Below are 26,556 nucleotides of genomic sequence, written 5' to 3'. Positions count from 1 at the left end.
TTCGCACAAAGGCGACATGCCTACCATGAGACTCGTTCAGTCGATAAGGGTCATTCCAGATGAGCATGTCTATGAGCCGCGATCAACGCGGCACTCTCGCCGCCGCAGGGCTGGGCTTTGTCGTTGTTTTGCTTGATGTCAGCGTTGTCAATGTCGCTCTTGACGCCTTGCGAGCCCGTTTCACCACGGACGTGACCGGCCTGCAATGGGTTGTCAACGCGTACACGCTGGCATTCGCGTCGCTGCTTCTCACCACGGGCGCCTTAGGTGATCGCTTCGGCGCAAAGCGAATCTTCACTGCGGGATTCGCCGTCTTTACTGTGGCATCGATTGCGTGTGGGATCGCGTACTCGTTGCCGATTCTTGTGGCTGCACGCGCCGTACAGGGCATGGGCGCCGCGCTGTTGGTGCCCAATTCGCTGGCTATGCTGCGCCAGGCGTTCCCTGATACGGAGCAAAGAAGCCGAGCGGTGGGCTGGTGGGGTGCTGCAGGCGGAATTGCACTTGCAGCAGGACCTGTGCTAGGTAGGCTGCTGGTGACTCACGTGGGCTGGCGCAGCATTTTTTTGATTAACCTGCCGATCGGAATTGCAGGCGTGAGCCTTACTCTCCGTCATGCGGCGACAGCCGCACGCGCGCATAGCCGAAGCATTGACCTTGCCGGCCAGGTGGCGGCCATTCTGGCGCTCGTCGCTCTGACCGTGTGCCTCACGGAAGCGGCCCGGTTTGGATGGCATCATCCGTTGGTCTATGGTGCGCTACTGTTCTCAGTTGTTGCCACCTTGGCGTTTCTGTGGCTTGAGTCACGCCGTACGGAACCCATGCTCCCATTGGCTCTTTTTCGAACGACTACGTTCTCTGCGGCCTCGGCCGCCGGCGTCATCGTGAACTTTGCCTACTACGGTTTGATCTTTGTTTTTAGTCTCTTCTTTCAGATAGAGCAGCAGTTATCAGCTCAGTGGACCGGCCTCGCGTTTTTGCCGATGACCGTCGTTCTGATGGCAGTGAATATCCTGGCGGGTCGGCTGCTCAACCGCGTCGGCGCAAAGAAACTCATGATTGCCGGCATGCTGATTGCCGCGTCGGGTTATCTGCTGCTGTTGCCGGTTCGCGTAGACGGCTCGTACTGGATGCTGGTCGTGCCAATGCTCATAGCCGCAAGCGGCATTGCCTTAATGGTGCCGACCATGACAAACGTCACGCTGTCATCCGTGGATGCTTCCCGCTCGGGTATCGCGTCAGGAGTGCTCAACTCGGCGAGGCAGGTAGGCGGCATGCTCGGGGTGGCGGTGTTCGGGTTTTTCGTACGCGATACCCGTCCTGATGCATTTATGCAAGGTATGCATCTTTCCATCATGACCGCTGCGGTGCTCCTGCTGTGCGGCAGCGTGATGTGCCTGTACGGAATCAGAACGCCACGGCCCGTGCACATTGAGAACACTTCCAGGGTTCTGGCCTCTGACAGATAAGATCCGATTCTTCAGGTGTGCAGTCGCGCGTCAACCGCAATGGCTCAGGTATGCCTGTAAGCAGACACGCTGGATTTTAGCTGAATGCCCGTTGATGGCCGGAGCGAACATTGAAACAGAACTTGCCGTCTGCATCGCGACGCAGGGATTGCATTGGTCGCTAGCGACATGCCGGTCCCGTCGCGGGCTTCGCAACCCGTCATCTCGCCCGTGCGGCAAGGCGCGCAATCATCCGATCAGCCATTGTGCGATCGATGACTGCGAATGAGCGGCTCGTGCGCTCATAGGCATACATGGCGCCCGTCGCGATGTCGAACCACCAGCCGCTCAATACGAGTGCCCCGGCAGTGACCTGCTGGCGGACGATCGGGTAGGTCATCAGGTGCTCGAGTTGCACGAGTACGTTGAGTTGCGACAATTGATCGTGCGCTTTCAAGCTGTCGTCGAGCGGACCTTCCTGTTCGAGGCGAAACGCTGCGTTGTTGGCGTGGCATAGCCATTTATCGAGGTTTGGCGATTTCAGCTTGGCGTGCCTGGAGAACACGGCCTTCATCGCGCCGCACTCCGAATGTCCACACACGACAATATTCGCGACTTTCAACACCAGCACCGCATATTCGATCGCGCTTGCCTCGGAAAGATCTCCGGTAGAGACGCCCTCCGCAGTCGCCGGCGGTATCAGATTGCCCACGTTGCGCATCGTAAAGAGATCGCCGGGATGGGTCGATGCAAGCAGATCCGGCACGACCCGGCTGTCCGAGCACGTTATGAAGAGCGCATCAGGTCTCTGCGCGAGCGCGAGTTTGCTAAACTGCTGCGCGTATTGCGGCAGCATTTTCTCCCGGAATTCAACGATGCCCATGATGAGTTTTTGCATGGTTTGCCTCTCAAAGGACGGGTTGCCGTGCTGTCGAGCCTTTCGAGCCTCCAAGCCCTTGCGAGTCGGGGATACGGGCCAGCGCCAGGTCCTCCGGAAATGGATGCTTCGAGCCGATCGCACGATCCAGCAGGGTCAGCTCGACACGCAAGGCGTCGTGACGATGCTCCGGCAAGCACTGAAGGAGATTCTCTATCGCCGCGCGCTGACGCCGCGCGATCTGAATGCTGCCCGCGCCGTACTGACGTATTTCGCGGAAACTGATATGCACGAAATCTTCCCAGTTCGGCGTTCGATAGATGACGCGCGCAAGTCCGGACTTATCCGTTATCTCTTCGGTGTACAAAGACCGTTTTCCGACTACACGCAATAGCCGCTGCAACTGATCGATGGCCAACACGGCCGTGGTTGGATCGTTGATCGCAGCCGACAACGCTTTCAGCGCAATATCAACAAGGATGCGAAACGCGAACATGGGATCCTGTTCCATCGTGCGTTCAGTCCCGAAAGCAACCAGTGTACGCAGCCGGTTTTCATCGATTGCGTCAGAGTCTCCGTACAAGTAAAACAAGGGTTCGTCCACTGCGACAAAGTCGCCGACTTGCGGCACGAATTCGATAACCGAGTCAGTGCGCCTCGCCTTGGCGACAAGTCTTTCGAGATTCACGGCCAGAACGATGCCGGATGTACCGCTATGGCGAACAATGCGGCCAGGGACGCCTCGCTCGTGGTCAAGTCTCGGCGGGGTGATTCGGCCCGTCGCGGGGTCGGGATAGACGCTTTCGATGACCGCGATCCCGTGCTCCCCAACCCGAGCCACGAGGCTTACTGGACGCAGGCATTTCGCCGCATAATCAATCAGGAAAAGGAATGCGACGACAGAAGCGAAGCCGAATAGCGCTGCAATGAATACCTGAAGCTGGTGCACCTCGCTGTCACCCATCCAGCCTAGGGTTCTGTTGGCGAACAGAAGCGTGAATACGAACAACCCCGAGATGCTGCGGATCACGTTATCGCGCAGCAAGGTCGTCGCGATGATCCGCGGGGTATATTGACCGCCAGCGACCTGGATTGCGACGAGCAGCGAACCGAAGGTAAACACCAGAAACGCCAGGTCTGCGGAAACGATGTCGCCGACAAGTGACCGTGCTCCAGTCATGGACAGCGCAAAAAGGCCAGTTTTCGGATCGAGGATGTCGTGTCCGATCATCCACCTTCCCAGCATTTCAGTGAGCGGCTTTACCACGGCATAGATCGCCACCGCGACGAGCGGTACCGTCCACAGGGAAGATCTGAGGTAACTCTTCAAGCTGTACCAGCGGTTCCAGTCCATGTTTGCGCTCTTCCTACGATTCATGCGGCAGCGGAGGCCGAAACGTTCGCGGTTCGCCTTTGACGATGCACGTGACCTTCAGGTCGGTCAATCAGACTTTGGTCCGATAGGTCGAGGACATAGAGTTTCGGGAATCGCGTCTCGATCGATTGCGGATTTTGGATGCCCGTCTATCGAGCCATCGCGGGCAGCGCGTCTTCGGCGACGGGCGCGCCTGCCGGCGCGTTTTCGGCAGTGACATCGGCCGCCACGTGGGCCAGCTTCATCAGACGCGGCTGAAGCAGCAGCGCGACGAGACCGCTCCAGCCGGTCTGGTGCGAAGCGCCGACGCCACGTCCGCTGTCGCCGTGAAAGTACTCGTGGAACAGCACGAGATCAGACGAGCGCGGGTCGGCCTGCAACTGCGGATAAGCCTCCATCACGGGCCGCACGCCGTGCTCGTCCTTGAGAAAGAGGGTAGTGACACGCCGCGCGAGACCGTCGGCGATCTCGCTGAGCGAGCACCGGTTGCCCGATCCAGTTGGATATTCGATGCGGAACTCGTCGCCGTAGTAGCGATGGAATTCATACAGCGATTCGATCAGCAGATAGTTGACGGGCATCCACACAGGCCCGCGCCAGTTCGAATTGCCGCCGAATACGCGCGAATCCGATTCGGCCGGCTGATACGCGATGCAGACATGCGCGCCGCCATGATCGAACTCGTACGGTGTATCGCGATGCACGCGTGACAGCGCGCGCACGCCGTGATCGGACAGAAATTCGTCTTCGTCGAGCGCGCGGCGCAGCAGTGCCGTCATCCGGTATCCGCGCAGTAGCGAGAGCAGCGTGGTGTTACCTTTGCCGGGTTCGGTCCAACGCGATACGAGTTTGGCCAGATTGGGCCGGTGATCGAGAAACCACGCGAGCCGTTCTCGCAGGCCCGGCAGGTGGCCGTATACGCGTTCTTCGAGCACATGCACGGCGAACAACGGAATCAGGCCGACGATCGAGCGAACGCGCATCGGCACACGGGTTCCGTCAGGAAGATGCAGTACGTCATAAAAGAATTCGTCGTGTCCGTCCCATAGCCCCGTTCTGCAACCTTCGCTGCAACCGACGGCTTCTGCGATATACAGGAAATGCTCGAAAAACTTCACCGCGATTTCGACGTACGCGTTGTTCGTCATCGCGAGTTCGAGTCCGATCTGCATCAGGTCGAGCGCATACGAGGCCATCCAGGCAGTGCCGTCCGCCTGGTCGATGCGGCCGCCGGTCGGCAGGGGGGAAGAGCGGTCGAAGATGCCGACGTTGTCTAGCCCGAGAAAGCCGCCCTGGAAGATGTTGCGGTCCTCTGCATCCTTGCGGTTGACCCACCACGAAAAGTTCAGCAGCAACTTGTGGAACATCACCTCGAGAAACTTGTGGTCACCGACGCCCGTGACTTCACGGTCGAGTTCGTACACGCGCCACGTCGCCCATGCATGAACGGGCGGATTCGCGTCGCCGAATGCCCATTCGTAGGCGGGCAACTGCCCGTTCGGATGCATGTACCGCTCCTTCACGAGCAGCAGCAGCTGTTTCTTCGCGAAGTCGGGGTCCATCATGGCGAACGCGGCGGCATGAAACGCGAGATCCCAGGACGCGTACCACGGGTACTCCCACTTGTCCGGCATCGATACGACGTCGCCGTTGCACATATGCCGCCAGTCGGCGTTGCGCCCGTGCCGGCGTCCTTTCGGCGGCTTCGGCTGACCGGGGTCGCCGTCGTGCCAGCGCGTCACGTCGAACTGGTAATACTGCTTCGTCCATAGCATGCCGGCGAGCGCCTGGCGTTGCACGAGCCGCGCATCGGCGTTGCTGATGTCGTGCTGGAGCGCCGCGTAGAACTCATCGGCCTCCGCGATCCGGCGCGCGAACAGCGCTTCGAAGTCGAGCGGCACGTCGTCGCGCGTGATGCCCGGTAGTGCCGCCGGACGCCAGCGCAGATACAGCACCGCGCGCTCGTGCGGCGCGAGCGACAGGGCCACATGCGCGGCGGCGCGGGTGCCCGCGTCGCGGCGTATCGCGTGCTCGTCGCCATCGACGAGGTAATCGTTGAAGCCATCCTTGAACGGGCCTGCGCCGGCGATGCCGAAAAGGCGGCGGACGTTGGTTTCGTTTTCGCAGAACAGCCATTCGATCGGCTGCGGCGCCGAGGCCGTGACGATCATCGTGCCCAGCGCGGGATTGTGCGCGCTCACGCGCGCGCCCTCGGCGGACTCCGGCTCGAGCGTGAGCGACGGCTTGCCGGGCTTGCCTGACCACGCCCAGCGGTTGCGCGCCCAGAAGAGCGGCAGCACATGGAGTGGCGCGTGCTGATCCGCGCGATTTTCGACGGTTACGCGCATCACGATGTCGTCGGATGTGTGCTTCGCGTACTCGACCCAGACGTCGAAATAGCGATCGTTGTCGAACACGCCCGTATCGAGGATTTCGTATTCGGGCTGATCGGCGCCGCGCCGGCCGTTTTCCTCGATCAGGTCCTGATACGGGTACGCATCGTGGGGGTATTTGTACAGCATCTTCATGTACGAGTGCGTCGGCGTGCCATCGACGTAGAAGTAAAGCTCCTTCACGTCCTCGCCGTGATTGCCTTGCGCATTGGTCAAGCCAAACAGCCGCTCCTTCAGGATGGGGTCGCGCCCGTTCCAGAGCGCGAGCGACACGCACCAGTCGAGCGGGTCGTTGCCGAATCCGGCAATGCCGTCCTCGCCCCAGCGGTACATGCGGCTGCGCGCATGCTCGTGGGGGAAATACTCCCATGCGGTTCCGTAGTCGCTGTAGTCTTCGCGAACGGTGCCCCACTGCCGGTCGCTCAGATAAGGCCCCCAGCGGCGCCAGCAGTCGAGGTCCGGTCCATGCAGACGGAATCCTTCCTTCGAATGGAGCAGATCGTTTGCGCGTAGCGATGACATGTGACCTCCCAGACCGGGATCGACCGTCGAACACGTTCAGTGCGTGAGTCCCCGCCCATCCCGTCACGCGTGCGGCGCCGGGCGGTATCTGGATGATAGGCGTCGTTTAGACTTATCGAGGTTGGAGGCCGCCTCGCTCCTGGTTTCATCTGACGTTTTCTTTCGCTGTATCCGCGCTGCATCGCCCGATCGTAAGGAACTGGAAATGAATCAAAAACCGCGTGGCCTCGACAATGGCCTGACGAACTACGGTGATCCCGACTTCGCGCGCTATCTGCGCCGGTCGTTTGCCAAATCGATGGGCTACACCGGCGAATCGCTCGACAAGCCGATCGTCGGGATCTGCACCTCGGAGAGCGGTTTCAATAACTGCCATCGCCACTTTCCCGAAATGATCAAGGCGGTCGAACGCGGTGTGCTCGCGGCGGGCGCATTGCCGGTCGTATTTCCGGTGATGTCGCTTGGCGAGGTCTTCCTTTCGCCGACTTCGCTGGTCTATCGCAATCTGATGGCGATGGCCGTCGAGGAAATGATTCGTGCCCAGCCGATGGATGCAGTGGTGATGCTCGGCGGATGCGACAAAACCGTGCCGGCGATGTTGATGGGCGCGATCTCCGCGGAGCGGCCCGCCGCAATGGTGGTGGCCGGTCCGATGATGACCGGGCGACATCACGGCGAGCGGCTTGGCGCGTGCACGGACTGCCGGCGCTTCTGGTCGAATTTCCGCGCGGGGAAAGTCTCGGCGCAGGAGATCAGGCAAGTGGAGGGGCGTCTGGCGGTCACGGCGGGAACGTGTGCGGTCATGGGCACGGCGTCGACCATGGCGCTGATCGCGGAAACGCTGGGCATGATGCTGCCCGGTTCGGCGGCGATTCCGGCCGTGCACGCGGATCGTCTGCGCAATTGCGAAGAAACCGGGGCGCTGGTTGCGCGCATGGCCCTCAATGGCGGACCGAAACCGGCCGAGATCGTGACGCCCGCGTCGGTGCGCAATGCCTTGCGCGTGCTGCTCGCGGTCTCCGGTTCGACCAACGCCGTGATTCATCTGGCGGCGATTGCCGGTCGTATCGGACTGAAGATCGATTACGACGAGTTCAACCGGCTGTCTGATGAAACGCCCGTACTCGTGGATCTCAAGCCGGTAGGCAACGGCTACATGGAGGATTTCCATGCAGCCGGCGGGCTGGAGGGCGTTCTGCGCGGACTGATGCCCCAACTCGATCTGACGTGTCGCGATATCGCCGGGCAGAGTCTCGAGGAGCGTTTGAACAAGCCGCTTGCCGATCCGATCGATACGGCCGTGATCCGCTCGACGGAGAAACCGGTCAGTCCCGATGGCGGGCTGATTGTTCTGAACGGGAGTCTGGCGCCCGGCGGTGCGGTTCTGAAGCGCGCCGCCGCTACTCCCGAACTGCTCGAACATGAAGGGCGTGCCGTGGTATTTACCTCGCTCGAAGATCTGGCCGCGCGCATCGACGACCCCGGTCTGGACGTTCGCGCGGACGACGTTCTCGTATTGCAGAACGCGGGGCCGCGCAGTGCTTCAGGCATGCCCGAGGCCGGCTATCTGCCGATTCCGCAGAAACTTGCGCGGGCGGGGGTGAAGGACATGGTGAGGATTTCAGATGCGCGCATGTCGGGCACGGCGTACGGGACCATCGTGCTTCACGTGACGCCAGAAGCGGCGCTCGGTGGCCCGCTGGCGCTGGTGCGCAACGGTGATCGGATCCGGCTCTCGGCGCGGGACAAGCGGATCGATCTACTGGTCGACGAGGTCGAACTGGCGCGTCGTGCCGCTGAGATTCGTCCGGCCGAAGGGATGTATGCGCGCGGTTACCAGCGCCTCTATCACGATCACGTGCTCTCTGCCGCGGCAGGGTGCGACTTTGATTTCCTCACCGCGTTTCCTTCCGAAGAGCTTAAGTAGCGGGTGCTTTTTCAACTCCCTGACCGAAGTGCCCGCGCGACTCGATCTGTTCGGCGCCTGAGCAAGCGCAATCGACGAAGAGTTCATCCCTCACCGGAGGCGTCGTCGAAGATTGCGGATTGCCTGGGCCACAGTGTTTCGAGGCGACCCAGCAGATCACCGGGGAAAAGAAGCGAAATGTAGGGGGTATCGGGTCCCGCTGGGTTGCGGACTACGAGCCGGTTCAACCGACCATCCGCCGCAGCCTGTTCGATGGCGGCGCCGTCGTCGAGTGTCGACCCGTTGGAGTCACTTATGCGTCACGCGCGACCGTCCGCTGCCAACCAGATACCTGACTTCACAGCTTGCCCTGAGTAGCGTAAGTCCGACAGGAGATTCACGCGTTGCATCGCGGATGTTCAATGCCAGGCCGCGGCGTCGGTTCGCGTCTCAACGCGAACCGGCGCCATGTTTTTCTGCCATCACGCGTCGACAATCACTTCGAAACCGCCATAGATTAGCCGCTGGCCGTCAAAAGGCATCGGATTTTTATCTGGTTGCAGCCGCGGGTCGGCCATTACCGCTTTCATTCCTTCGTCTCGCGACTGATGCGACGGCCAGACAACCCAGGAGAACACCACCGTCTCATCATCCTTGCGCTTGATCGCCATTGGAAACGACGTCAACTTGCCCTCCGGCACGTCATCTCCCCAGCATTCGACCACCTTCAACGCGCCGTGCTCCTTGAACACGGCCGCCGCTCTTTCGGCGAACTGTCTGTAAACTTCGCGGTTGGCTGTAGGCACGGGGACAACAAATCCATCGACGTAAGTCATTCGCAATCTCCTTTTTCCCATACGGACTATAGGTGCCGGTCGGCAGCGCATCGCAACACGACCGCCCATACGCACGACGAGCGGGGAGTCAAGAAATCGACAATAGTCGATTCCCTTGCACCGATAGCCTGCTTTGACCCTAAGCGGCGCTTTGAGGCATGGCGTCGGCCTGCTCACTTAAGCGGTTGCCCAATGCCGAGCAGGTTGCCCTCGCTATCCCGGAACCAGGCAGCTCTTTCGCCGACCCCACCCTTGGACGGGTAATTTCCTTCTATATCAGCGATCCCGTTTATCGTTTTGAGGCCGGGAAGATCGTATTCTTCGAACGCGACTCCACGCTGTCGCAGCTCACTAACGGTTGCCTGGATGTCATCGACCTCCCAGGCCATTTGTGTATGAGTCCCTGAGGCCGACCCAGACGACTGAAAGAGTGTGAAGTAGCCCCTGCCGCATTTGTAGCGGAGGCCACCAGCCCGTTCTTCCACCGGCTCAAGGCCGAGCCTGCTCGAGTAGAAAGATCTTGCGCGAGCGAGGTCTTGCGCTGGGATCCGAGTTGCGACGTCGCTGTCTTGAAGCATGGAATACCTCTGAGGTCAAGAAAGCCCAAAGACTTTGTTCACTCCGTGCCGCGCAACGCTTCCGCTTTGCGGCCACGGAGTTTCTCTTCAGGAACCAGTTAGTCAGACGGGAACGCACTCATCGCCTTTATCTATCGTAGACTGCGGTGCAAAAAACAGTTGACCCCCGAATCCGCTTGGCGTCGGGCCACCCGCCGTTTCTAGGCGACGCGATTTGGAAGTACACGTGCACCCGACCTTGTTCGATGAAATCGAACCTTCCTTTGAATCACGTTGAACGACATTCGGTACCACGTGGTCCACAATCACGAACATGGTTCCGAACCGAAGGCTCAAGTGCTCGAGGACGCGCCACGCCTTGTGGGCCCGGGAATGAGTCGGAGACGGGTCGTCAGTCGCCGCGCCTCGAAGATCCGCTCGCCGCGAGCAAGCGGACGCTCGCGACCCGATTGGGAAGGACCGTTCCTGGCCGAACCTTGTCAATCGTTGTGCGATCGACAAGTGTCGGGTCATGACCGGCAGCACGCGACGGCGGATTCATCCGTTCTGTCAATACATGTTCCGCCGCCCCAATGCGTTGGATTTCAGTTCGACTTCAAGTCGAAGATCGCCGCGCCTTTTCAATACTGCCACTATGCCTGGCTGCCCACGTTGCTTTGAGGCCAGTTCGAAAAGGCTGTTCAGGATGGCTGAAGCTGTTCCAGCAGGCCGGCGCACAGGCTAGTCCGACGAGTGCTTCACGAATGTCAACTCGATTTCTCATGAACACTGACGCTCGATACTCACGCCGGAAACGGCCGTTCATGTCTATAGTGGCCATCGTTCATTTAACGCTAGCGCTACCACTTCGGTGTCGACTGGATATTACCGGGCTGGTATGAGCATTTTGGCTCAACGGCAGCGCGAGATCCTGCCATTGGCAGACCGCAGAGGCGTGCCCCAAAGGACTAGGTAAACTCCGCATGGCGGATTTCTCAGCAGCAAATTAACATTTGTTAACGTTAAGGATAACGTTCATCGGTTGTTTTTAATTCAAAGTCACAACAGGGGCAAATACCGACCAGATCAGAGCACTGCGGTGAATGCATGCCGCATCGGCGAATCGCTTGCTAACGACGGTGAAAGCATCATGTCGCCGTCGATGCAGTGTTTGGACGTGCGAAGTCGAAGACAGCGTAGTTCGAAGGTCGATAACGAATGTCCGGCTGCGAACCGTAAAACGTGTCCGCCCCATCGAAAAAATAGCCCGTATGAACTGTCTGGGTAAAGACCGCAATGCAAAAGAGAGTATCGAAGGCCATTTTCAAGTCCAAAGCATGTGAACTGTTCCGCCAGGTGGAGATGCGGGGAGAGACGATCGTCGTCACGGACCGGGGGCAACCCACCATCGAAATCAGGCCTTACCGCAACAAGCAGGAGGATCCGCTTAAGCTGCTGCGTGCTTCGATCGTGCATTTCGACATGAAGCACTCGTCTGTTCCAGTGGCGTTGGAGCAGGACGACCGATGATCACACCTGCGCCAGTGTGCTGGCTGAGCAGCCAGAAGGCGTTAAGCCAGGCTGCACGTGATGCGATAGATCGGGACCCGATAGCGGTGAGGTCCTGATCTCGATGATCAGCGGGTTCGAGATCGCGGAGCTAGTCAAGGACGGCAGACTTGGACCGTCGATGGACGCGCGGAACCAGGGCTCTCCGCGGTCGTGTCAATGGAGGGCGCACGGATTTCTGTTGGACGCCGAGATCGGGTTTGCGCGCGATCACACTGTCGCTCGCGCTGACATCGCACCAGAGGATGATCGCCACCACTGTCCGCACCTTTAACTGCACCGATTCGCTGCAATCCATGATCAGGTAGACACCGTATCTATGCACTGCCGCTATCACACAAGCGCGTCACCGAAGCGAGAGGTGAACGACAAACCTCGAAGCCTGGAAGAGCCACGCGCCGCCAAAGGCTGATTCCGACATTCCGGAGACCCAATGCTTAACAACCTCACCATTCGCGGTGGCCTGACGCTGGTCATCAGCGTTTTCGTTGCATTTCTGCTGACCGTGATCGGCGTCGGCTACGGTGCGCTCAAGCTCACGAGTAGCGGGCTGGAGGACGTCCGGCACGGCGCGTCCACGCTGGAGCAACTGAGGGGCAGCTCTGAACAGCTTCTTCAGGTGCGGCTGGCGCTCAGCAGTTACGACACGCTCTTCAGCGCCGGCAAGCAGAGCGACGGGCTTCTTCCGGCGGCGCACAAGGTGCTGGAAGAATCCACGGCAGCGTTCCGCAGTTACGCAAATAGACCTTTTGCCAACGACGAGGAAAAGCGGCGTGCGCAGGCCGTAGAGCAGGCACGCGCCGCGCTCGTCGACCGCGCGATCGAGCCGGAATTCACGGCGCTCACGGACTACGACTTCAATACCTTCCACACTATCCAGGGCGAAACGGCGAACATCTACTACGCGGCCTATGCGAAGGCGTTCGACGCGCTCAACCAGTTGCAGACCGCCGAAAGTCAACGCCAGGCCGAAACATCGGAGCAGCGCTTGCGCATCGCGACGCTGCTGTTCGGCGCGATCGGCGCAATTGGGGGCGTGGTCGGGATGTTGGCGCGAGTGGGCCTGTCAGCGGCGGTGGTCAAGCCAGTGAACCGGACGATCTCCCACTTTCGCAGCATCGCTGCGGGTGACCTGACGATCTCTGTCGGGTCACGCTCGCGCAATGAAATGGGCCAGCTGCTGTCGGCGCTCACGCAGATGCGCGATGGTCTGGTCGACACGGTGTCGAAGGTGCGCGGCAGCACGGACGCGATCACCACTGGCGCGAACGAGATTGCCTCGGGCAATGCCAACCTCTCAAGCCGTACCGAGCAGCAAGCCGCGGCGCTTCAGCAGACGGCGGCGAGCATGGAACAGCTATCCGCGACGGTGAAGCACAACACCGACAACGCGAAACAGGCTAGCCTCCTCGCGCAGGGCGCGCTGGAGACGGTTACGCGCGGCGGCAACGTCGTGACTCGCGTGACAGAGACGATGGACGGCATCACGGAGTCGTCGCGCAAGGTCACGGAGATCATCGGCATGATTGAAGGCATCGCTTTCCAGACCAACATCCTCGCTTTGAACGCCGCGGTCGAGGCGGCCCGTGCGGGTGAGCAGGGGCGCGGCTTCGCGGTGGTCGCATCGGAAGTGCGCAGCCTCGCGCAGCGCTCGGGCGCGGCTGCGAAGGAAATCAAGGAACTGATCGGCGACTCGGCCGCGAAGGTGGAACAAGGCGCATTGCTCGTAGGGGAAGCGCGCAGGACGATGCAGGAGGCGATGGAGTCGGTGGGCCGGGTAAGCGGCATCATGAGCGAGATCGAAGCCGCCGCGCTCGAACAAAGCGCCGGCATCGATGAGGTCAACAAGGCTATCAGCCAGATCGATGAAGTCACGCAGCACAATGCCGCGCTCGTCGAAGAAGCCGCGATGGCAGCGAAGTCGCTGGAAGCGCAGGCGGATGTTCTGCGGGGTGCGGTGGCGGTGTTCCGCATCGATCAGGAGAGTTCATCAACGGACGCAGCGCAAAACGGAAGTTCGGCTGCCCGTGGGCCTCAATATGGCCATCCGACAGCGGGCGGCCGCGTCGCTCTGGCAATCCGCTAGCTCCGTTCCGTTTTCGACAGCGCGTTCGATTTCGACGGCGCTGGTCATGCGTGCGCGCATCATGCTGGCGACGGCGGACCAGGAACTCAACAGTTCGATCGCGCGTCATCTGCAGACGACGCGTGCCAGTGGGCTCGTGGATATCTTCGACTCGGTGCGCGTCGAGCGATAGCCGAATTGTTGACCTGCATTTCTACGCAATACAACATTTTCGTCTTTCGGAGCTCGGCGTATCTCGGGTTTCACTGGGACTAGCAGCCGTAAAGCAGACATCCGCGAGCGGCGGCTATTGGCCGCCTGCTGTCGGATGCGACCGGCGCATGACGACCCGATTCGCGCTCAAACAATTGGCGCGATTGTGTGTACCGAACCTTCTCCGCCGCGGAGCCGCGCTCAACGCCGCAAGAACCAGAACAGCGCCGATACCGCGACCGAAATCACAATGCACGTGACGATCGGGAAGTGCAAGCTGAATCCGTCTCGGACGATATGGATGTCACCAGGCAGCCGCCCAAACGGGATGCGCGCGAGCCAGTGCCACCCGAGGCCGGCAAGAATGCACAGCATGCCAACAACGATGAGGAGACGGTTCATGGGGCCCAGTCACTCACAGTAGCCGAAGGGACATCATAGGCCTACTCAGGCAGACCGGCCAAGGCTGCTGGACAGCGCGCACGCGCCGACGAATAGCTGTTCCCGGGCGACACAACCGGCCCTCAACCACGGTTTTCTGACGACTCCTGCCCGACTGGACGTCGGCAGCCGACCCGTGAGAGACACTCAATGTCGCCCAAAGCAGCCGCTCGACGGCTCGACCACGTCGCCGCGCTACCACAGAGAAAGCTAGCGGCGCTGAGAATCATTGGAGCTGCTAGCGCCACCCCATTTGCGCTCCCGACCCGGCAACTCCTGCAGCATAGTCATGAACGCTCGCACCTTCGCGCTCAGAAGCCGGCGCGAATTGTAAAGGGCCCAGATTTCCACGGGCGCGCCCGCCTTTCCCCAACAGGCGAGTCTTCCTGTCGACACATCATGCTCAACCAGCAATCTGGGCAAGAGCGCCGCGCCTACGCCCTCGAGCACCGCGTCACGCACCATCAGCAACGATGACAGCCGCAACACGGGCATCGGCCTGATCGCTATCGCACCACCGTCTTCCGTTCGCATGTGCCATAACGCGCCTGATGGTGCCGCGGCCGACATAACGGCCGGCACCTCCAACCCGGTTGCATCGGGTGCCGGTCTCGAAGGTATCGACATGCCCGGCGCCGCGACCACGAGGCGCTCGTCACCGAGGATGCGCCGTCCCACGAGCTGCTCGCCATGCGCCGGGTCGATACGGATAACGAGGTCGTAGCCGTCCTCCACCGGATCCACGATGCGGTCTTCTGCAATGACCTCGAGTTCGACCTGCGGATAGGCGAGCGCAAAGCGCGCAGCGATCCGGCACAGCACGACATGCGCGAAAACGACAGGCGCGCTGATGCGCAGCCGCCCGCGCGCCACCGGGGCGCGTGAGGCGAGCGCTTCACCCGCCTCCTGAATCTCAGCCATGAGCCCCCGCGTGCGTTCATGGAGTGCAACGCCCTCTTCTGTCAGACGCAGCCTGCGTGAGCCTCGCTCGATCAGCCTGACGCCGAGGCTTTCCTCGAGCTCGGCCACGCGCCGCGAGAGGGTGGCCTTGGGGCGGTCGAGCGCCCGGCTGGCGGGCCCAAAGCCACCGTGCAGCGCAACTGCATTGAAATCCCCGAGCGACGTCAAATCCATGATCGTTCCGTTTATGAGACGAAGTGTATGAATTCTGGCACTTTCGACTATTGAGCGAAACGACTATTGTTTGTCTCACGGGCGGACCCAGCCCATCCACTTCAAGGAGATACCCATGGCAGTCCTCGTTACAGGCAGCACGGGCGTGATCGGTAAGCAGGTTATCGAGCATCTGGGCGGCAGCGGTGCCGAGGTACGCGCGCTGACCCGCACACCGGAGAAAGCGCGATTTTCTGGTGGCGTCACAGCAGTGAAGGGCGACCTGTCCGACGTCGACGCGGTGCGGCAGGCGATGATCGGCGTCAGCACGTTGTTCCTGCTTGCGCCCAACGTCGCGGACGAGCTGACTCAGGCGGTGCAGACCCTGAGCGTCGCACGGGAAGCGGGTGTGAAAGGCGTGGTTTATCTGTCGGTGTTCAAGGGTGCCGAATACGTCGACGTGCCGCACTTCACCGGCAAACATACGGTCGAGCGCATGATCGAACACCTCGACCTGCCGGTGACAGTGCTGCGCCCCGCGTATTTCATCCAGAACGACGTCCGGCAGAAAGACCCGCTGCTTTCGCACGGCGTCTACGGCATGCCAATTGGCGCGAAAGGCATTTCCATGGTCGACGTCCGTGATATCGGCGAGGCTGCCGCGCGCGAACTGCTGCGCCGCGAGCGTGGCTCAAACCCGCTGCCGGGCGAGACGTACGAACTCGTCGGTCCTGACGTGATCAATGCGCAGACCGTGGTTTCGATCTGGGCCGAGGCCTTGGGACGTCCCGTCCGCTACGGTGGCGACGATCTCGACGTCCTTGAGCAGCGCCTCAAGTCGGTTGCTCCTGCCTGGCTCGCATACGACATGCGGCTCATGATGGGCCGGTATCAGCAGGACGGCGCCGTCGCGTCCAGCGCGGACGTCGAGCGTCTGGCGACGCTGCTGGGACGGCAACCGAGATCCTATCGGGACTTTGCCGTCGCCATGGCTGCGGCGTGGGCTAAGGACTGACCTGCCAGGATACGCGATCGCGACTTTCAGAGGCTGGCACGCGCGACGGGGGGCTTGACGGGGCCGACCCCTGCTCGCGGGTGTATTCCGCTGCTTATGAAGGCCGCGCGGATATCGACCCAGCGTGACACTCGTGGCTTCAGGGAGCGGACGTCCGTAAATCGTCTCCAGAAGCACGAACGATTCAACGCGTTTCCCGCCGACTTCAGTCAGGGCCTCGCATCCTCTGGCTTGGGGCTCCTGGCATCAGCAAAGCGGCTTTGTACCGCGACGAGTTGGTCATCAGTGGTCGCCACCAGCCACAACCGTGCGTGCTCCGCGATTTGACGGTTGTGGTCCTTCAACGGGCCCATTGCCGCGGCGGACTTCCAGACCACGGGGCCAATTCGGCTGCTCCTGCCCGACGGCGCACCCACCAGCAGGCAGTATGGCCCAAGAGGAAGCGAGACAAACGGAAGGGCCGGACTAGCGCGCACGCGCCAGTCGATGAACGGCGCCTCGCTGATGAGCAGGGGCGTGGGCAAGCCGTAAAGCACACTGAAATCGTACAGCGCCAATTGCTCGCGCATGCCCGCGTAGATACGTCGGATATCGTCGACAACCGCAGCGCGGATTTCATCCTCGAACATGGGTTCTTGCGCATAGCGTGCGGCGGCCTGCTGGGCGCTCAACTGATATGCGCTGAACAGGCCGAGTTCCATGCAGTCCTGCACTGCGCGCTGGACCTCCACGATAGTGCCGGCCTCCTCGGGCCTGCCTAACTGCGCTGCCCTCAAAAACCGGGCGAGCCCCGCTTCCTGGATCGCAGGACCTTCCACAGGCGCATCGTCGTCAGCATTCTTATCGAGCGGCACGTGAATGTATTCTTCGGCCGCGAAGCGCGACTTCTTGCCTTCGTCAAACTTGATTTCGCCATCGGTGCAGTCCAGATATCGGGTACCGATTCGGCCATGCTCCCAAACCCAATTCTTCAGGAGCGGACGTAGCGGATGCAGTCTGTCTTGATTAGCCATCGAAGCCTCCAGGTACCCCAGTATAGATCGACATGACCGCTTGCTACGTTGGGGAGGGACATGGCATCAAATCTAACCAGTGGATCGGCCTTTTCAAATCAGGCTTTGGGTCTCGCTGGCTAGGCACAGACGGGCCAGATCGGCCGCCCTCGAAATACTTGACGGGGACGGACTCAGGGCATGTGGCAGCCGCTCAGCGACCTCGCAGAGCCGTTCGCGACCGTCTCAAGTTGGCCGATTCGAGCCTTGCTCCGGAACGGCACCCCCAGCCGGGCCGGATGGCTTCAAACCATCGCGAAGTCGAACCGCGCTCAGTCTGCAATCAATCGAGCATGCGGCTCAAATGAGGGTACATTGCGTCTGTGCAAATAGCTTGGGGGTGTCATGGCCCGCATCAAAGTGGAACCGTTGATGACGCAAGCGCCGCCTTGCGATGCCCACCGACTGTCCACGCAATGATGGTACCGATTGCGAGAGCTAACAGGCATGCAGTCGGAACGAGCATGGGTGCAATATGACTGTTGGTTATCTTGCCAACGTACGGCATGAGGTTCTGTCCAAAGAACCCTCCAAGGTTTCCAATGCAGTTGATGGCAGCGACACTTGCAGCGGCTCGAGCGCCAGAAAAGAAGCGTGGTGGGAGCGACCAGAAGCAAGGGTACAGCAGAGGAATACAAGCTCCGCCCAGACACAGAGCAATAAAGCGCAACGACACAGTCGGCAACACGAGGCTCGATGCAAAGCATACGACGCCGATGCCGGCGACTATGGCCATTGCTTTTAACACCACCTGTTCACGTTTGAGCTTCCCGGGAAGCCAAAGCAGGAGAAGAGCCGCGAGTGCCCACGGAATCATGTTAAGCAGGCCATTGACGCTCGACGAAACGCCCCAGCTCTTAACCAACGTGGGCAGCCAGTACGTCACGCCGTAGAGCGACGTCGACATCAGCATGTAGGTTGCTGCGAACATGAGAACCTTCGGGTCGAGCAATGCAGCCCATGGCCGGGACTCCTTTGCTTCCGGGGACGCTTCGCGCACAAGCGCTGCGACCACAATGTCCTTCTCATCCTGAGAAAGGAAATTCGCTTCCTTGACGGAGCTCGGTAGATATTTAAGCGCTACGAAGGCGATCAGTATTGCCGGAAAACCGGTGGCAAGGAAGACCCATTGCCAACCCGCCAGTCCCAGTGTTCCGCCCAAGGAAAGGAGCAGCCCTCCGACGAGCGCGCCAAGCATGTTTGCCAGCGAACTGCCGAGGGTAAAAAGGCCAAGCACACGTGTCCGGTAGCTTTGAGGAAACCACTGCGTCAGGTAGTAAATGACGCCTGGATAAAAGCCGGCTTCAGCAACGCCCAGCGCGAACCGGAACGAGTAAAAAGCTGGCAGGGACCTGGTGAACGCCATTAGCACTGTAACGACGCCCCACGTAATCATGATGCGAGCGAGCCACGTCCGGGCCCCAAACCGATGAAGCGCCAGTGTGCTGGGCACCTCGAACAGCAGGTAGCCAATGAAAAACAGCGATGCTCCAAGGCCATACGCGGCTTCCGTCATGCCGAGTGCCTGAACCATTTCCAGTTTCGCGAAGCCGACGTTCTGCCGGTCGATGAATGCGATGAGAAACATGACAATCAGCAGCGGCATCAGCCGCCATGCCATTTTCTTCATTACCTGCTGCTCACGTGTTACGGACGTAGACATGTTCGCTCCAAGTTCCATGCCCGCTGCCGCTCGACTGGCGTTTCGAAAACGGTCAGTCAGACGAAAACAAGCAGATTGATATAGTCATGTATATGTTTGTATGTTTGAGGTCGGGCTGCAATGAGGTATAACCCGGACGAGCGCATGCAAGCGAGCTGCGGCCGCAGCTGGCGACCAGTGATGTATTCGGCGAACGAGGTGTAGAGCCTGAAAGTCGCGGGAAAAATGCGACTTGCCGGGTGACAGAAAGTCAGTTCGCGTTGTCGGTCCGTATGACAGCACCAAACGCGGCGAGGAAGTCGCGTTGTCAGCGAATATCGACCTGATACTGGAACGCTGCAGCAGCACCACGCGTGGTGCGCCATTCAATAGGCGTCCCGGCGAAATCGGATGCCACACGGTGCACAAGGATTACCGGGCTGCCAACGTCGATATGCAAGAGCGCTGCATCAGCGTCCGTCGCCTGTTCGACGTTCAGAATCTCGGTTGCGGATGCGACGATTTGGCGGCAAAGCCGCTCATAGAGCGGATAAAGCAAATCTTCGAAGCCACCAAGGGGCAGAGTCGCCAGAGCTTCGAAACGGCTTCGTGGAAGCCATATTTCTTCCGACAAAACGGGTTGTCCGTCAATCAATCGTACCCGCGAGAGATGAACAGCCTTCTCCGTCGCCTTCATCTGCAAGGTTGAGCGAATCGTCTCGTTCGGCTTGACGACCTCGCGACTGAGCACCTTCGCCGTCGGTCGGACCGGCTTGCCGTCAGCTGACTTGAATCGGAAGAAGCGGAACAACGACGAATCAAAGCGCGGGCGCCGGACAAAGGTCCCCTTTCCCTGGGTGCGGGTGAGCACCCCGTCGGCCACCAGCAAATCAATGGCTTTCCGAAGTGTGCCGGTCGACACGTTATAAAACAGGCTGAGCTCCGCCTCTGTGTCGATTGCCTTTTCTGGCGCCCACTCGCCCTCCGCGATGCGGCGCACCAGGTCATCGCGGAGCTGCTGGTATCGGGGCAATCGACCGTCTGGCTTGGCCGAGAACGACTGCATATCCATGATTCATATAGTTGTTCACAGGAATAGTCACTGTACAACATCTGCAGCAACAAGGGTAAATCCTCAATGACTTCTTCGTCGAGGCGCCTAAACTAAACATATAGTCATATACATGAATATATGAATTTACCTTGGAGACGGCGATGTTCACCTGGTACAAGCAAGGCACACCTCTTGAACGAAACACCTTCTGGGGATGTTTCGCGGGTTGGGGCCTCGATGCTCTCGATGTGCAGATGTTTACCCTGGCAATCCCCGCAATCATCGCAGCGTACGGCATCGACCATACGCAGGCGGGCGCAATCAGCGGCGTGACGTTGGTGTCATCGGCGATGGGCGGCTGGTTGGCGGGCGCCTTGTCCGACAGGATTGGTCGGGTGCGGACGCTGCAGATTACGATTCTCTGGTTTGCAGGATTCACATTCCTTTGTGCCTTCGCCCAGAGTTTTCCTCAACTACTGGTCCTGAAAGCCCTGCAAGGGTTCGGATTCGGCGGAGAGTGGGCTGCAGGCGCCGTGTTGATGGCTGAGACTATCCGGACGGAACACCGCGGCAAGGCCATGGGCGCGGTACAGAGCGCCTGGGCTGTCGGCTGGGCCGGCGCAGTGCTGTTGTATGCCGCAGCTTTTTCGTGGTTGCCGTCAGACACGGCGTGGCGTGTCATGTTCGGTGTTGGCCTGCTGCCCGCGCTTCTCGTCCTTTACGTCCGCCGCAATCTCCGCGAACCTGTGCGCGTTGAGCCGTCTCGCGCTGAACCAGCTGTTTCTGTGTGGGGGCAAATCGCGCAAGTATTCCAGCCGCGCGTCATCAAGACCACCGTTATCGGGGCGATTCTGGGCACAGGCGCACACGGCGGATACTACGCCATCATGACCTGGCTGCCGACCTTCCTCTCCAAGGAAAGACATCTGTCGGTCCTCAACACCGGTGGGTATCTTGCGGTTGTTATCGTGGCTTTCTGGTGCGGCTGTATGGCGAGCGCTTACCTGCTCGACCGTATCGGACGGCGTCGCAACATCGCATTTTTTGCATTTTCTTGCATCGTCACTGTGCTCGCCTACGTGATGCTTCCCTTGAGCAACACGCAGATGCTTGTTCTGGGCTTCCCGCTAGGCTTTTTCGCCGCCGGCATCCCGGCCAGCCTGGGCGCACTTTTCAACGAACTCTATCCTGCGGACATGCGCGGGACAGGCGTCGGCTTTTGCTACAACTTCGGTCGCATCGCCTCGGCGGGTTTCCCGGTGCTGGTCGGGTACATGAGTCATTCGATGTCGCTGGGAGCAGCGATCGGTATCGATGCCGCAATTGCGTACGGGCTGGCGATGGTTGCCGTGTTGCTGCTTCCCGAAACGCGCGGCAAGCGCTTGCGGCAGTCCGGCGTCGAGCAGGCTTCACAACTGGTCGCCGACGCCGACCTCGCGCTTGACCATCCCCGGAGCCAGCGATGACTCAGGCACCACCCATCGCGCGGCCACGGCTGCCGCGCGTTGACACGCACGCGCACGTGTTTGCCAGGACTCTGCCGCTGGCGGACGGACGGCGCTATGCACCCGACTATGACGCAACCCTGGACGCCTACCGGAAGCTTCTGGACGAGAACGATATTGGCAATGCCGTCCTTATCCAGCCCAGCTTTCTCGGCACCGATAACAGCCATCTTTTACAGGCGCTGACCAGAGACATACGCCGGCTGCGCGGTGTGGCAGTCGTGTCCCCCGATATTTCAGAAGACGACCTGGTGCGGCTGAACTGCCTGGGTGTGACGGGCGTGCGTCTCAATCTTGTCGGGCAGACGCTCCCCGACCTCAGCACCGCCCCGTACGTGATGCTTTGGCGGCAGTTATCAAAACTAGGCTGGCATGTTGAGTTGCACAGGGAGGCGTCGGACCTGGCGCCGCTCGTCAACACTTTGCTGGATGTGGGCTTGCCAGTCGTCGTTGACCATTTTGGCCGCCCTGACCCGGACAGCGGCACACGCGACCCGGGCTTCCACGACCTGTTGGAGTTTGGCCCATCTGGCCGCGTGTGGGTCAAGATTTCGGGCGCCTATCGGTGCTCGGAGCCGGACTCGAGTTTCATGCGCGATGCCACGGACCAGCTCATAGACGCATTTGGCGCCGAACGTCTGATGTGGGGTAGCGACTGGCCACACACGCAGTTTGAACATGCGACGGACTACAGCCAGACGCTTACCGCGTTGCTGGACTTACATCTTGCGCCCGCGATTGTCGAGGCAATCCTGTGCTCAACCCCACACTCGTTTTACGGGTTCGACGAAGACCCCGTGAGGGATATTGTCCCGGCGACGCCGACTTCCCAACTCACTTCCTGAGGTCATCATGCAAGTCACCGGTATGTTGCACGGCGCCAGATTGCTGCAGTTCGTGGGCTTTCCGACGCCCGAGATTCTGGGTCCGGACGCTAGCGAAGAACAGATTCGAGCGATGCTGAAAAAGCACGGCATGATTTTCATCAAGCCGGTTTTCAAGGGCGGTGTTGGCAAGAAGGGCAAGGCCGGTCTGATTGGCCGCGCGACTGACCTGACGACCGCCTTGAAGGAGAAGGAGCGTCTTTACTTCGTCGAACATCACGTTGCCAATACTGTGTCGAAAGCCAACGGCGTGACCTTTGAGGCGGGTGTGCCGGCCGAGTACGAGGTCTATTTCTCGATTACCGACTCGACACGCTTCCGCGCACCGACGATGACGCTCACACATCACGGTGGCGTCGACATCGAGGAACTGGACAAGTCGCAAGTTGTGCAGATTCCGTTTGACCCGCTCACCGGGCTCAAGGCGTTCGTCGTGGCGAACGCGCTTTCGACGCTGGGCGCACCCAAACAGATTATCTCGCCGCTTGTACAGCACCTCCCCAAGTTATGGGAGCTCTACCACGGGTTCGGAATGACGACCCTCGAACTCAATCCAATCCGGATGCGTGAGGATAGCAAGGGACGGCTGACACCCGTCGCCTGTGACTTCAAATGCGGCTTCGACCGTGATGACCCGCGCTGGCAGCGCCTTGACCTGCCCGCGCATCTCTTCGCAGTCGACTATTCAGACTTCGAACAGGAAATCAACCAGCTTCGCACATATCAAGGGCAGAGCGACGTCTACGTCATTAACGCGAAGGGCAGCATTCTCGCTCCGACGTTCGGTGGCGGCGCGAACTCCCTTGTCACGCAAATGCTCGGAGACGACGCCATCATCTCGTCAGACTTCGGCGGCAATCCACCCTACGAAAAAATGAAGGAAGTTGCCCGCATCTGTTTCAAGCACTGGATTCAGCAAAGCAATGTTCTGTTCATTATTGGTGGAAAGTCAAACAACACGGATATTTTTGAAACGTTTCGCGCACTGGCCGACGCGTTACGCGAGCACTTCAGTCAGCACGGCCCGACGCCGCTCTATGTGGTGGTCGGCCGTGGCGGTCCGAATCTGGTTCGCGGAATGGGAGCATTGCGCGACACGCTCGATTCGCTGGGATTGCCGTACACCTTCTTCGGGTTTGACTCGGACATGAGCGAGGTCGTCCTGCATGCGAAGCAGGTTGACCAATGGATGAAAGCAGGCGGCCGTGAGCAGATTGCCGCGAAGCTGGGAATTGCGGTCAAACAGGCTGCCTGAGCATCTCATCGACTGGGGAGAATCATTATGTACAAGCAGGGCATTGGCGATTTTAAATACTTCGTAGGAATTAGTTCGTTATCCCAAGTTGCAACAAAGGACGACCGCGTTTGCGTGCTCAACATTCTGGGCGGCGAGTCGAGCGATGTCACGCCCGTCGGTCATGCCTATTCCGGTGGCAATGTGGTGTTTGGCACGGCTCCGGGAAAGCGCGGCCAGGTACTGGAAACGGCACTTGGAAGCGTGCCGGTCTACAACAACGTTCTCGAAGGACTGAACGATGGCCACAGGTTCAACTGCGGCGTCATCTACCTCCCTCCTTCCGCTGCACGGGACGGCGTGGCCGAGCTTATCCGCGTCAACCCGGAACTGAAGAAGATTTTCATCGTCACCGAAAAGCTGGCCGTCAGTGACTCCCGCGAAATCCGCGCGATGGGTCAGTCCAACGGCATCGACATTTTTGGCGGCAACAGCCTCGGCGTAGCTGACGCCTGGAACCAGGTGCGTATCGGCGGAGCGCTGGGCGGCGACAATCCTGAAGAGGCATTGCGACGCGGCTCGATTGCCTTGTTCTCGAACTCGGGCAACTTCACAACGACCATTGCAACCTACCTGCGGATGGCCGGATGGGGTACGACAACAGCCATTTCAAGTGGCAAAGACGTCTACATTCAATTCGCGGCGCCCGAGTTCGCTGCGGCCCTGGCAAACGACGCGCGAAGCAAGGCCGCCGTTCTTTATGTCGAACCTGGCGGCTACTACGAGCTCGACGCCAACTTTACGAAGCCGGTGGTTGCGTGCGTCGTGGGTCGCTGGAAGTCAAAGCTGACCCGTGCTGTCGGACACGCGGGTGCTATGTCCGGAGGCGCGGACGACGCCGCATCGAAAGAACAATGGTTTCTCGATAAATTCGGGGTGTCAAGTGTGTTCACACCGGACAATCCGGCCGTGTCGGCAAAGGGTGCGCTTGTCACGAACATCGCGCACATACCCGCAGCACTCACGGCTGTGATGCGTGAAAACGCCTGCAGGCCAGATTTCGAGCCGGAAGGTAACCTCGCATTAAAACCGTGGTTTAGCAGTCACCGCGGATTGAGCCTGCCGCAGGCGCTCGATTTGCCTGTCGTGCAGGCCACGGCCCCATACGATGCCCAGATTGCCGCGCTCGACAAACAGGTTGGAGCTGTACCACCGCGACAGTCGATGAAGGATGCTTCTGGCGCGTCGCAGATGGACCCAAAGTCGCAGGTGACCAGTCTGTACGGCGTTTCGATGCTTGATGCGGCGCAGTACCCCCTTGAGACAAACGTAAGCCTTGCGCTGCTCCACGAACCCGGCGGGATGAACGACCGCGCGCTAATCAATGTCGCTGTGAGTGCGTTCCTGAACCTGTATGGACATCCCGCACTCGTAGCTGCGCAGGCTGCACGAGATGCTGGGAACGCACCTAACACTGTCCTTGCAGCGGCGGCGAGTATCATCGGGCCGCGTGGCCAATCCGCGCCTCGCGAGGCGGTCCGCGATCTCATCGACGCTTTTGCCACGGTGAAGCTCGAGAACGCGACGGACGAGAGTTTCGACTATTCGCGCGCCGAAGTCACCGACCTCAACCTGTTCGTCGGCAGTGAACCGGATTTGCGGGCCCGGGCAATCCTGGCTGGACTCAAGGCTCGGGACGCGAAGTCGACGTTTGTGCGATACATCGAAAGCCTGCCCGGCGAACCAACTACCGATGGTGTACTGGCAGCGATTTGCGCGACGCTCGCATGGGGACCGCTCATGCGCAAACGCATTTCACGCCTTTCGGCTGAGAGCCTTCCGTGGTGGATACAACTTTTCGGCTCCCTGATAGGCGCTTCAGTGCCCTCGGACCAGCACGGTCCGGACAGCTTTTGCGGCGTCGAAACGAAGACAGTCCTGGAGGAGCGTTCGCTTGGTGAAACCGCCTTCCGCGCGTTGTTTGGATTGTCGCCAGGCACGAGCGACTTGTTTTCCTTCCAATTGCTGGTCGGTCTGCTGCTGTCAAATGGACCCGGAACGATTTCCGCGCAGGGTGCAAAAGGTGCGGTCTCTGCCGATGGTCCCGAAGACCCCGGGCGCGTCCAACTCAACAAGGCGTTAATCGGCTTCCTTACGCACAGCGGTTACACACACGGTGGCAATGGATTTGAGGGAATTGCGTTTCTGCTAGACCAGTTCGCGCATAGCGGACTGACTGACCCCGGCAATCCTGCGCACGGGCTGGATTTGAAAGCACTAGCGATGACGTACGTCGAAAGTTACGCCAAATACAAATCGAGCAAGAAAACGAGCGGCAGCCTGGACATCCAGAAAATCCCTGGCCTGAATCATCCGGTGTTTAAAGATAAACCCGTCAATCACGACCCGCGTGAAATGTTCGTGCTGCAATTGTTCGCCGAGCGCGACGAATACAACGTCTTCCACGACTTTTACCGGACGTTGGTCCAAAGCCTGTTCGACGCGGGGGTTTCGCGAAACGTCTACTGCGTCAACGTCGATGCGGTGATTGCCGCGTTACTGCTCAAGATGCTCTGGCAGCCGTATCGTGACGGAATGTATTCGCGCAACGCTTTGGAGACGGCCGCCTTTACCATCTTTCTTTACCCCCGCATGCTCGGTTGCGCGGCTGAAATCGATGACCATGCGAATCGCGGAAGGAACATGGATACACGTACACCAGCGTCGGAGTGTCGTTTCGTTGCGTAGCGGGATGACCCGGAAGCGCACGAAGTCTTTCCGCGCTGCCGGGTTCATGCCCACAACTGTCAGTTGTCTCCGCACGGGATCGGGGGTGCGAGTCGTGCACGCTTTTC

Annotated in this window: 20 protein-coding genes; 10 read left to right on the top strand and 10 right to left on the bottom strand. The window is 60.0% G+C overall.

Features of this window, described 5'->3' with window-relative positions; genetic code table 11:
• The first annotated feature begins 71 nt into the window (after window positions 1-71).
• A complete protein-coding gene (locus HDG37_RS04460) occupies window positions 72-1,469 on the top strand; it encodes an MFS transporter (protein WP_260332746.1) in 1,398 nt (465 codons plus the stop codon).
• A gap of 199 nt (window positions 1,470-1,668) precedes the next feature.
• Here the strand turns inward: HDG37_RS04460 and HDG37_RS04455 are convergent, their stop codons facing one another.
• The 3 genes from HDG37_RS04455 to HDG37_RS04445 form a co-directional block, all read right to left on the bottom strand.
• Window positions 1,669-2,346 (bottom strand): carbonic anhydrase, encoded by a 678-nt coding sequence (locus tag HDG37_RS04455; RefSeq protein WP_184044719.1) that lies wholly within the window; start codon window positions 2,344-2,346, stop codon window positions 1,669-1,671.
• A gap of 10 nt (window positions 2,347-2,356) precedes the next feature.
• Window positions 2,357-3,679 (bottom strand): DUF2254 domain-containing protein, encoded by a 1,323-nt coding sequence (locus HDG37_RS04450; RefSeq protein ID WP_184044716.1) that lies wholly within the window; start codon window positions 3,677-3,679, stop codon window positions 2,357-2,359.
• A 170-nt stretch (window positions 3,680-3,849) separates the two neighbouring features.
• Window positions 3,850-6,615, bottom strand: a complete 2,766-nt coding sequence (locus HDG37_RS04445; protein ID WP_184044713.1) for an MGH1-like glycoside hydrolase domain-containing protein — start codon at window positions 6,613-6,615, stop codon at window positions 3,850-3,852.
• A gap of 205 nt (window positions 6,616-6,820) precedes the next feature.
• On the opposite strand from HDG37_RS04445, the gene HDG37_RS04440 reads away from it, so the two are divergent.
• Entirely contained in the window at window positions 6,821-8,542 is a 1,722-nt protein-coding gene (locus HDG37_RS04440) for a dihydroxy-acid dehydratase (protein ID WP_184044711.1), read from the top strand.
• Between the two features lie 461 nt (window positions 8,543-9,003).
• Here the strand turns inward: HDG37_RS04440 and HDG37_RS04435 are convergent, their stop codons facing one another.
• On the bottom strand, window positions 9,004-9,357 hold the full coding sequence (locus HDG37_RS04435; RefSeq protein WP_184044708.1) for a DUF1428 domain-containing protein: 354 nt from the start codon (window positions 9,355-9,357) through the stop codon (window positions 9,004-9,006).
• A gap of 173 nt (window positions 9,358-9,530) precedes the next feature.
• Window positions 9,531-9,935, bottom strand: a complete 405-nt coding sequence (locus tag HDG37_RS04430; protein ID WP_184044705.1) for a VOC family protein — start codon at window positions 9,933-9,935, stop codon at window positions 9,531-9,533.
• Window positions 9,936-11,210: 1,275 nt separating this feature from the next.
• Here HDG37_RS04430 and HDG37_RS04425 point away from each other — a divergent pair.
• The 3 genes from HDG37_RS04425 (at window position 11,211) to HDG37_RS39015 (ending at window position 13,741) form a co-directional block, all read left to right on the top strand.
• Window positions 11,211-11,444, top strand: coding sequence for a type II toxin-antitoxin system Phd/YefM family antitoxin (locus HDG37_RS04425; protein ID WP_184044703.1), 234 nt, complete (start codon window positions 11,211-11,213; stop codon window positions 11,442-11,444).
• A 472-nt stretch (window positions 11,445-11,916) separates the two neighbouring features.
• Window positions 11,917-13,569 (top strand): methyl-accepting chemotaxis protein, encoded by a 1,653-nt coding sequence (locus tag HDG37_RS04420; RefSeq protein WP_184044702.1) that lies wholly within the window; start codon window positions 11,917-11,919, stop codon window positions 13,567-13,569.
• A gap of 46 nt (window positions 13,570-13,615) precedes the next feature.
• Window positions 13,616-13,741: a hypothetical protein gene (locus tag HDG37_RS39015; protein ID WP_260332745.1), complete on the top strand. Its 126-nt coding sequence runs from the start codon at window positions 13,616-13,618 to the stop codon at window positions 13,739-13,741.
• A 221-nt stretch (window positions 13,742-13,962) separates the two neighbouring features.
• On the opposite strand, the gene HDG37_RS04415 is transcribed toward HDG37_RS39015, so the two are convergent.
• Window positions 13,963-14,163, bottom strand: coding sequence for a DUF2905 domain-containing protein (locus tag HDG37_RS04415; RefSeq protein ID WP_184044700.1), 201 nt, complete (start codon window positions 14,161-14,163; stop codon window positions 13,963-13,965).
• 249 nt (window positions 14,164-14,412) lie between these two features.
• The gene (locus HDG37_RS04410) at window positions 14,413-15,336 is read right to left on the bottom strand and encodes a LysR family transcriptional regulator (protein ID WP_184044698.1); all 924 of its coding nucleotides are present in this window, start codon (window positions 15,334-15,336) and stop codon (window positions 14,413-14,415) included.
• A 115-nt stretch (window positions 15,337-15,451) separates the two neighbouring features.
• On the opposite strand from HDG37_RS04410, the gene HDG37_RS04405 reads away from it, so the two are divergent.
• Entirely contained in the window at window positions 15,452-16,330 is an 879-nt protein-coding gene (locus HDG37_RS04405) for an NmrA/HSCARG family protein (protein ID WP_184044696.1), read from the top strand.
• A 209-nt stretch (window positions 16,331-16,539) separates the two neighbouring features.
• Here the strand turns inward: HDG37_RS04405 and HDG37_RS04400 are convergent, their stop codons facing one another.
• From HDG37_RS04400 to HDG37_RS04390, 3 genes are all read right to left on the bottom strand, one after another.
• The gene (locus HDG37_RS04400) at window positions 16,540-17,343 is read right to left on the bottom strand and encodes a hypothetical protein (RefSeq protein ID WP_184044693.1); all 804 of its coding nucleotides are present in this window, start codon (window positions 17,341-17,343) and stop codon (window positions 16,540-16,542) included.
• A gap of 394 nt (window positions 17,344-17,737) precedes the next feature.
• A complete protein-coding gene (locus HDG37_RS04395) occupies window positions 17,738-19,045 on the bottom strand; it encodes an MFS transporter (protein ID WP_184044691.1) in 1,308 nt (435 codons plus the stop codon).
• A gap of 307 nt (window positions 19,046-19,352) precedes the next feature.
• Complete coding sequence (locus HDG37_RS04390) at window positions 19,353-20,096, bottom strand: GntR family transcriptional regulator (RefSeq protein WP_184044688.1); 744 nt, start codon at window positions 20,094-20,096, stop codon at window positions 19,353-19,355.
• A 143-nt stretch (window positions 20,097-20,239) separates the two neighbouring features.
• On the opposite strand from HDG37_RS04390, the gene HDG37_RS04385 reads away from it, so the two are divergent.
• Genes HDG37_RS04385 through HDG37_RS04370 form a run of 4 tightly spaced genes read left to right on the top strand, consistent with a single transcriptional unit; the run spans window position 20,240 to window position 26,449 of the window.
• Complete coding sequence (locus tag HDG37_RS04385; protein ID WP_184044685.1) at window positions 20,240-21,544, top strand: MFS transporter; 1,305 nt, start codon at window positions 20,240-20,242, stop codon at window positions 21,542-21,544.
• The gene (locus HDG37_RS04380) at window positions 21,541-22,428 is read left to right on the top strand and encodes an amidohydrolase (protein WP_184044683.1); all 888 of its coding nucleotides are present in this window, start codon (window positions 21,541-21,543) and stop codon (window positions 22,426-22,428) included. The genes HDG37_RS04385 and HDG37_RS04380 overlap by 4 nt, the downstream gene beginning before the upstream one ends.
• Window positions 22,429-22,435: 7 nt before the next feature.
• Window positions 22,436-23,722, top strand: coding sequence for an ATP citrate lyase citrate-binding domain-containing protein (locus HDG37_RS04375; protein WP_184044680.1), 1,287 nt, complete (start codon window positions 22,436-22,438; stop codon window positions 23,720-23,722).
• Between the two features lie 27 nt (window positions 23,723-23,749).
• The gene (locus HDG37_RS04370) at window positions 23,750-26,449 is read left to right on the top strand and encodes a CoA-binding protein (RefSeq protein WP_184044677.1); all 2,700 of its coding nucleotides are present in this window, start codon (window positions 23,750-23,752) and stop codon (window positions 26,447-26,449) included.
• Window positions 26,450-26,556: the final 107 nt, after the last annotated feature.

This window comes from Paraburkholderia sp. MM5384-R2 (assembly GCF_014201025.1).
Taxonomy (GTDB): domain Bacteria; phylum Pseudomonadota; class Gammaproteobacteria; order Burkholderiales; family Burkholderiaceae; genus Paraburkholderia; species Paraburkholderia tuberum.
Note: the sequence above shows the minus strand (reverse complement) of the source record. Positions and strands in the feature narration are given on the sequence as shown.

Coding starts and splice junctions, on each gene's coding strand:
- HDG37_RS04460 (WP_260332746.1), top strand. CDS start 72: ATGAGCCGCGATCAACGCGGCACTCTCGCCGCCGCAGGGCTGGGCTTT.
- HDG37_RS04455 (WP_184044719.1), bottom strand. CDS start 2,346: ATGCAAAAACTCATCATGGGCATCGTTGAATTCCGGGAGAAAATGCTG.
- HDG37_RS04450 (WP_184044716.1), bottom strand. CDS start 3,679: ATGGACTGGAACCGCTGGTACAGCTTGAAGAGTTACCTCAGATCTTCC.
- HDG37_RS04445 (WP_184044713.1), bottom strand. CDS start 6,615: ATGTCATCGCTACGCGCAAACGATCTGCTCCATTCGAAGGAAGGATTC.
- HDG37_RS04440 (WP_184044711.1), top strand. CDS start 6,821: ATGAATCAAAAACCGCGTGGCCTCGACAATGGCCTGACGAACTACGGT.
- HDG37_RS04435 (WP_184044708.1), bottom strand. CDS start 9,357: ATGACTTACGTCGATGGATTTGTTGTCCCCGTGCCTACAGCCAACCGC.
- HDG37_RS04430 (WP_184044705.1), bottom strand. CDS start 9,935: ATGCTTCAAGACAGCGACGTCGCAACTCGGATCCCAGCGCAAGACCTC.
- HDG37_RS04425 (WP_184044703.1), top strand. CDS start 11,211: ATGCAAAAGAGAGTATCGAAGGCCATTTTCAAGTCCAAAGCATGTGAA.
- HDG37_RS04420 (WP_184044702.1), top strand. CDS start 11,917: ATGCTTAACAACCTCACCATTCGCGGTGGCCTGACGCTGGTCATCAGC.
- HDG37_RS39015 (WP_260332745.1), top strand. CDS start 13,616: ATGCGTGCGCGCATCATGCTGGCGACGGCGGACCAGGAACTCAACAGT.
- HDG37_RS04415 (WP_184044700.1), bottom strand. CDS start 14,163: ATGAACCGTCTCCTCATCGTTGTTGGCATGCTGTGCATTCTTGCCGGC.
- HDG37_RS04410 (WP_184044698.1), bottom strand. CDS start 15,336: ATGGATTTGACGTCGCTCGGGGATTTCAATGCAGTTGCGCTGCACGGT.
- HDG37_RS04405 (WP_184044696.1), top strand. CDS start 15,452: ATGGCAGTCCTCGTTACAGGCAGCACGGGCGTGATCGGTAAGCAGGTT.
- HDG37_RS04400 (WP_184044693.1), bottom strand. CDS start 17,343: ATGGCTAATCAAGACAGACTGCATCCGCTACGTCCGCTCCTGAAGAAT.
- HDG37_RS04395 (WP_184044691.1), bottom strand. CDS start 19,045: ATGTCTACGTCCGTAACACGTGAGCAGCAGGTAATGAAGAAAATGGCA.
- HDG37_RS04390 (WP_184044688.1), bottom strand. CDS start 20,096: ATGGATATGCAGTCGTTCTCGGCCAAGCCAGACGGTCGATTGCCCCGA.
- HDG37_RS04385 (WP_184044685.1), top strand. CDS start 20,240: ATGTTCACCTGGTACAAGCAAGGCACACCTCTTGAACGAAACACCTTC.
- HDG37_RS04380 (WP_184044683.1), top strand. CDS start 21,541: ATGACTCAGGCACCACCCATCGCGCGGCCACGGCTGCCGCGCGTTGAC.
- HDG37_RS04375 (WP_184044680.1), top strand. CDS start 22,436: ATGCAAGTCACCGGTATGTTGCACGGCGCCAGATTGCTGCAGTTCGTG.
- HDG37_RS04370 (WP_184044677.1), top strand. CDS start 23,750: ATGTACAAGCAGGGCATTGGCGATTTTAAATACTTCGTAGGAATTAGT.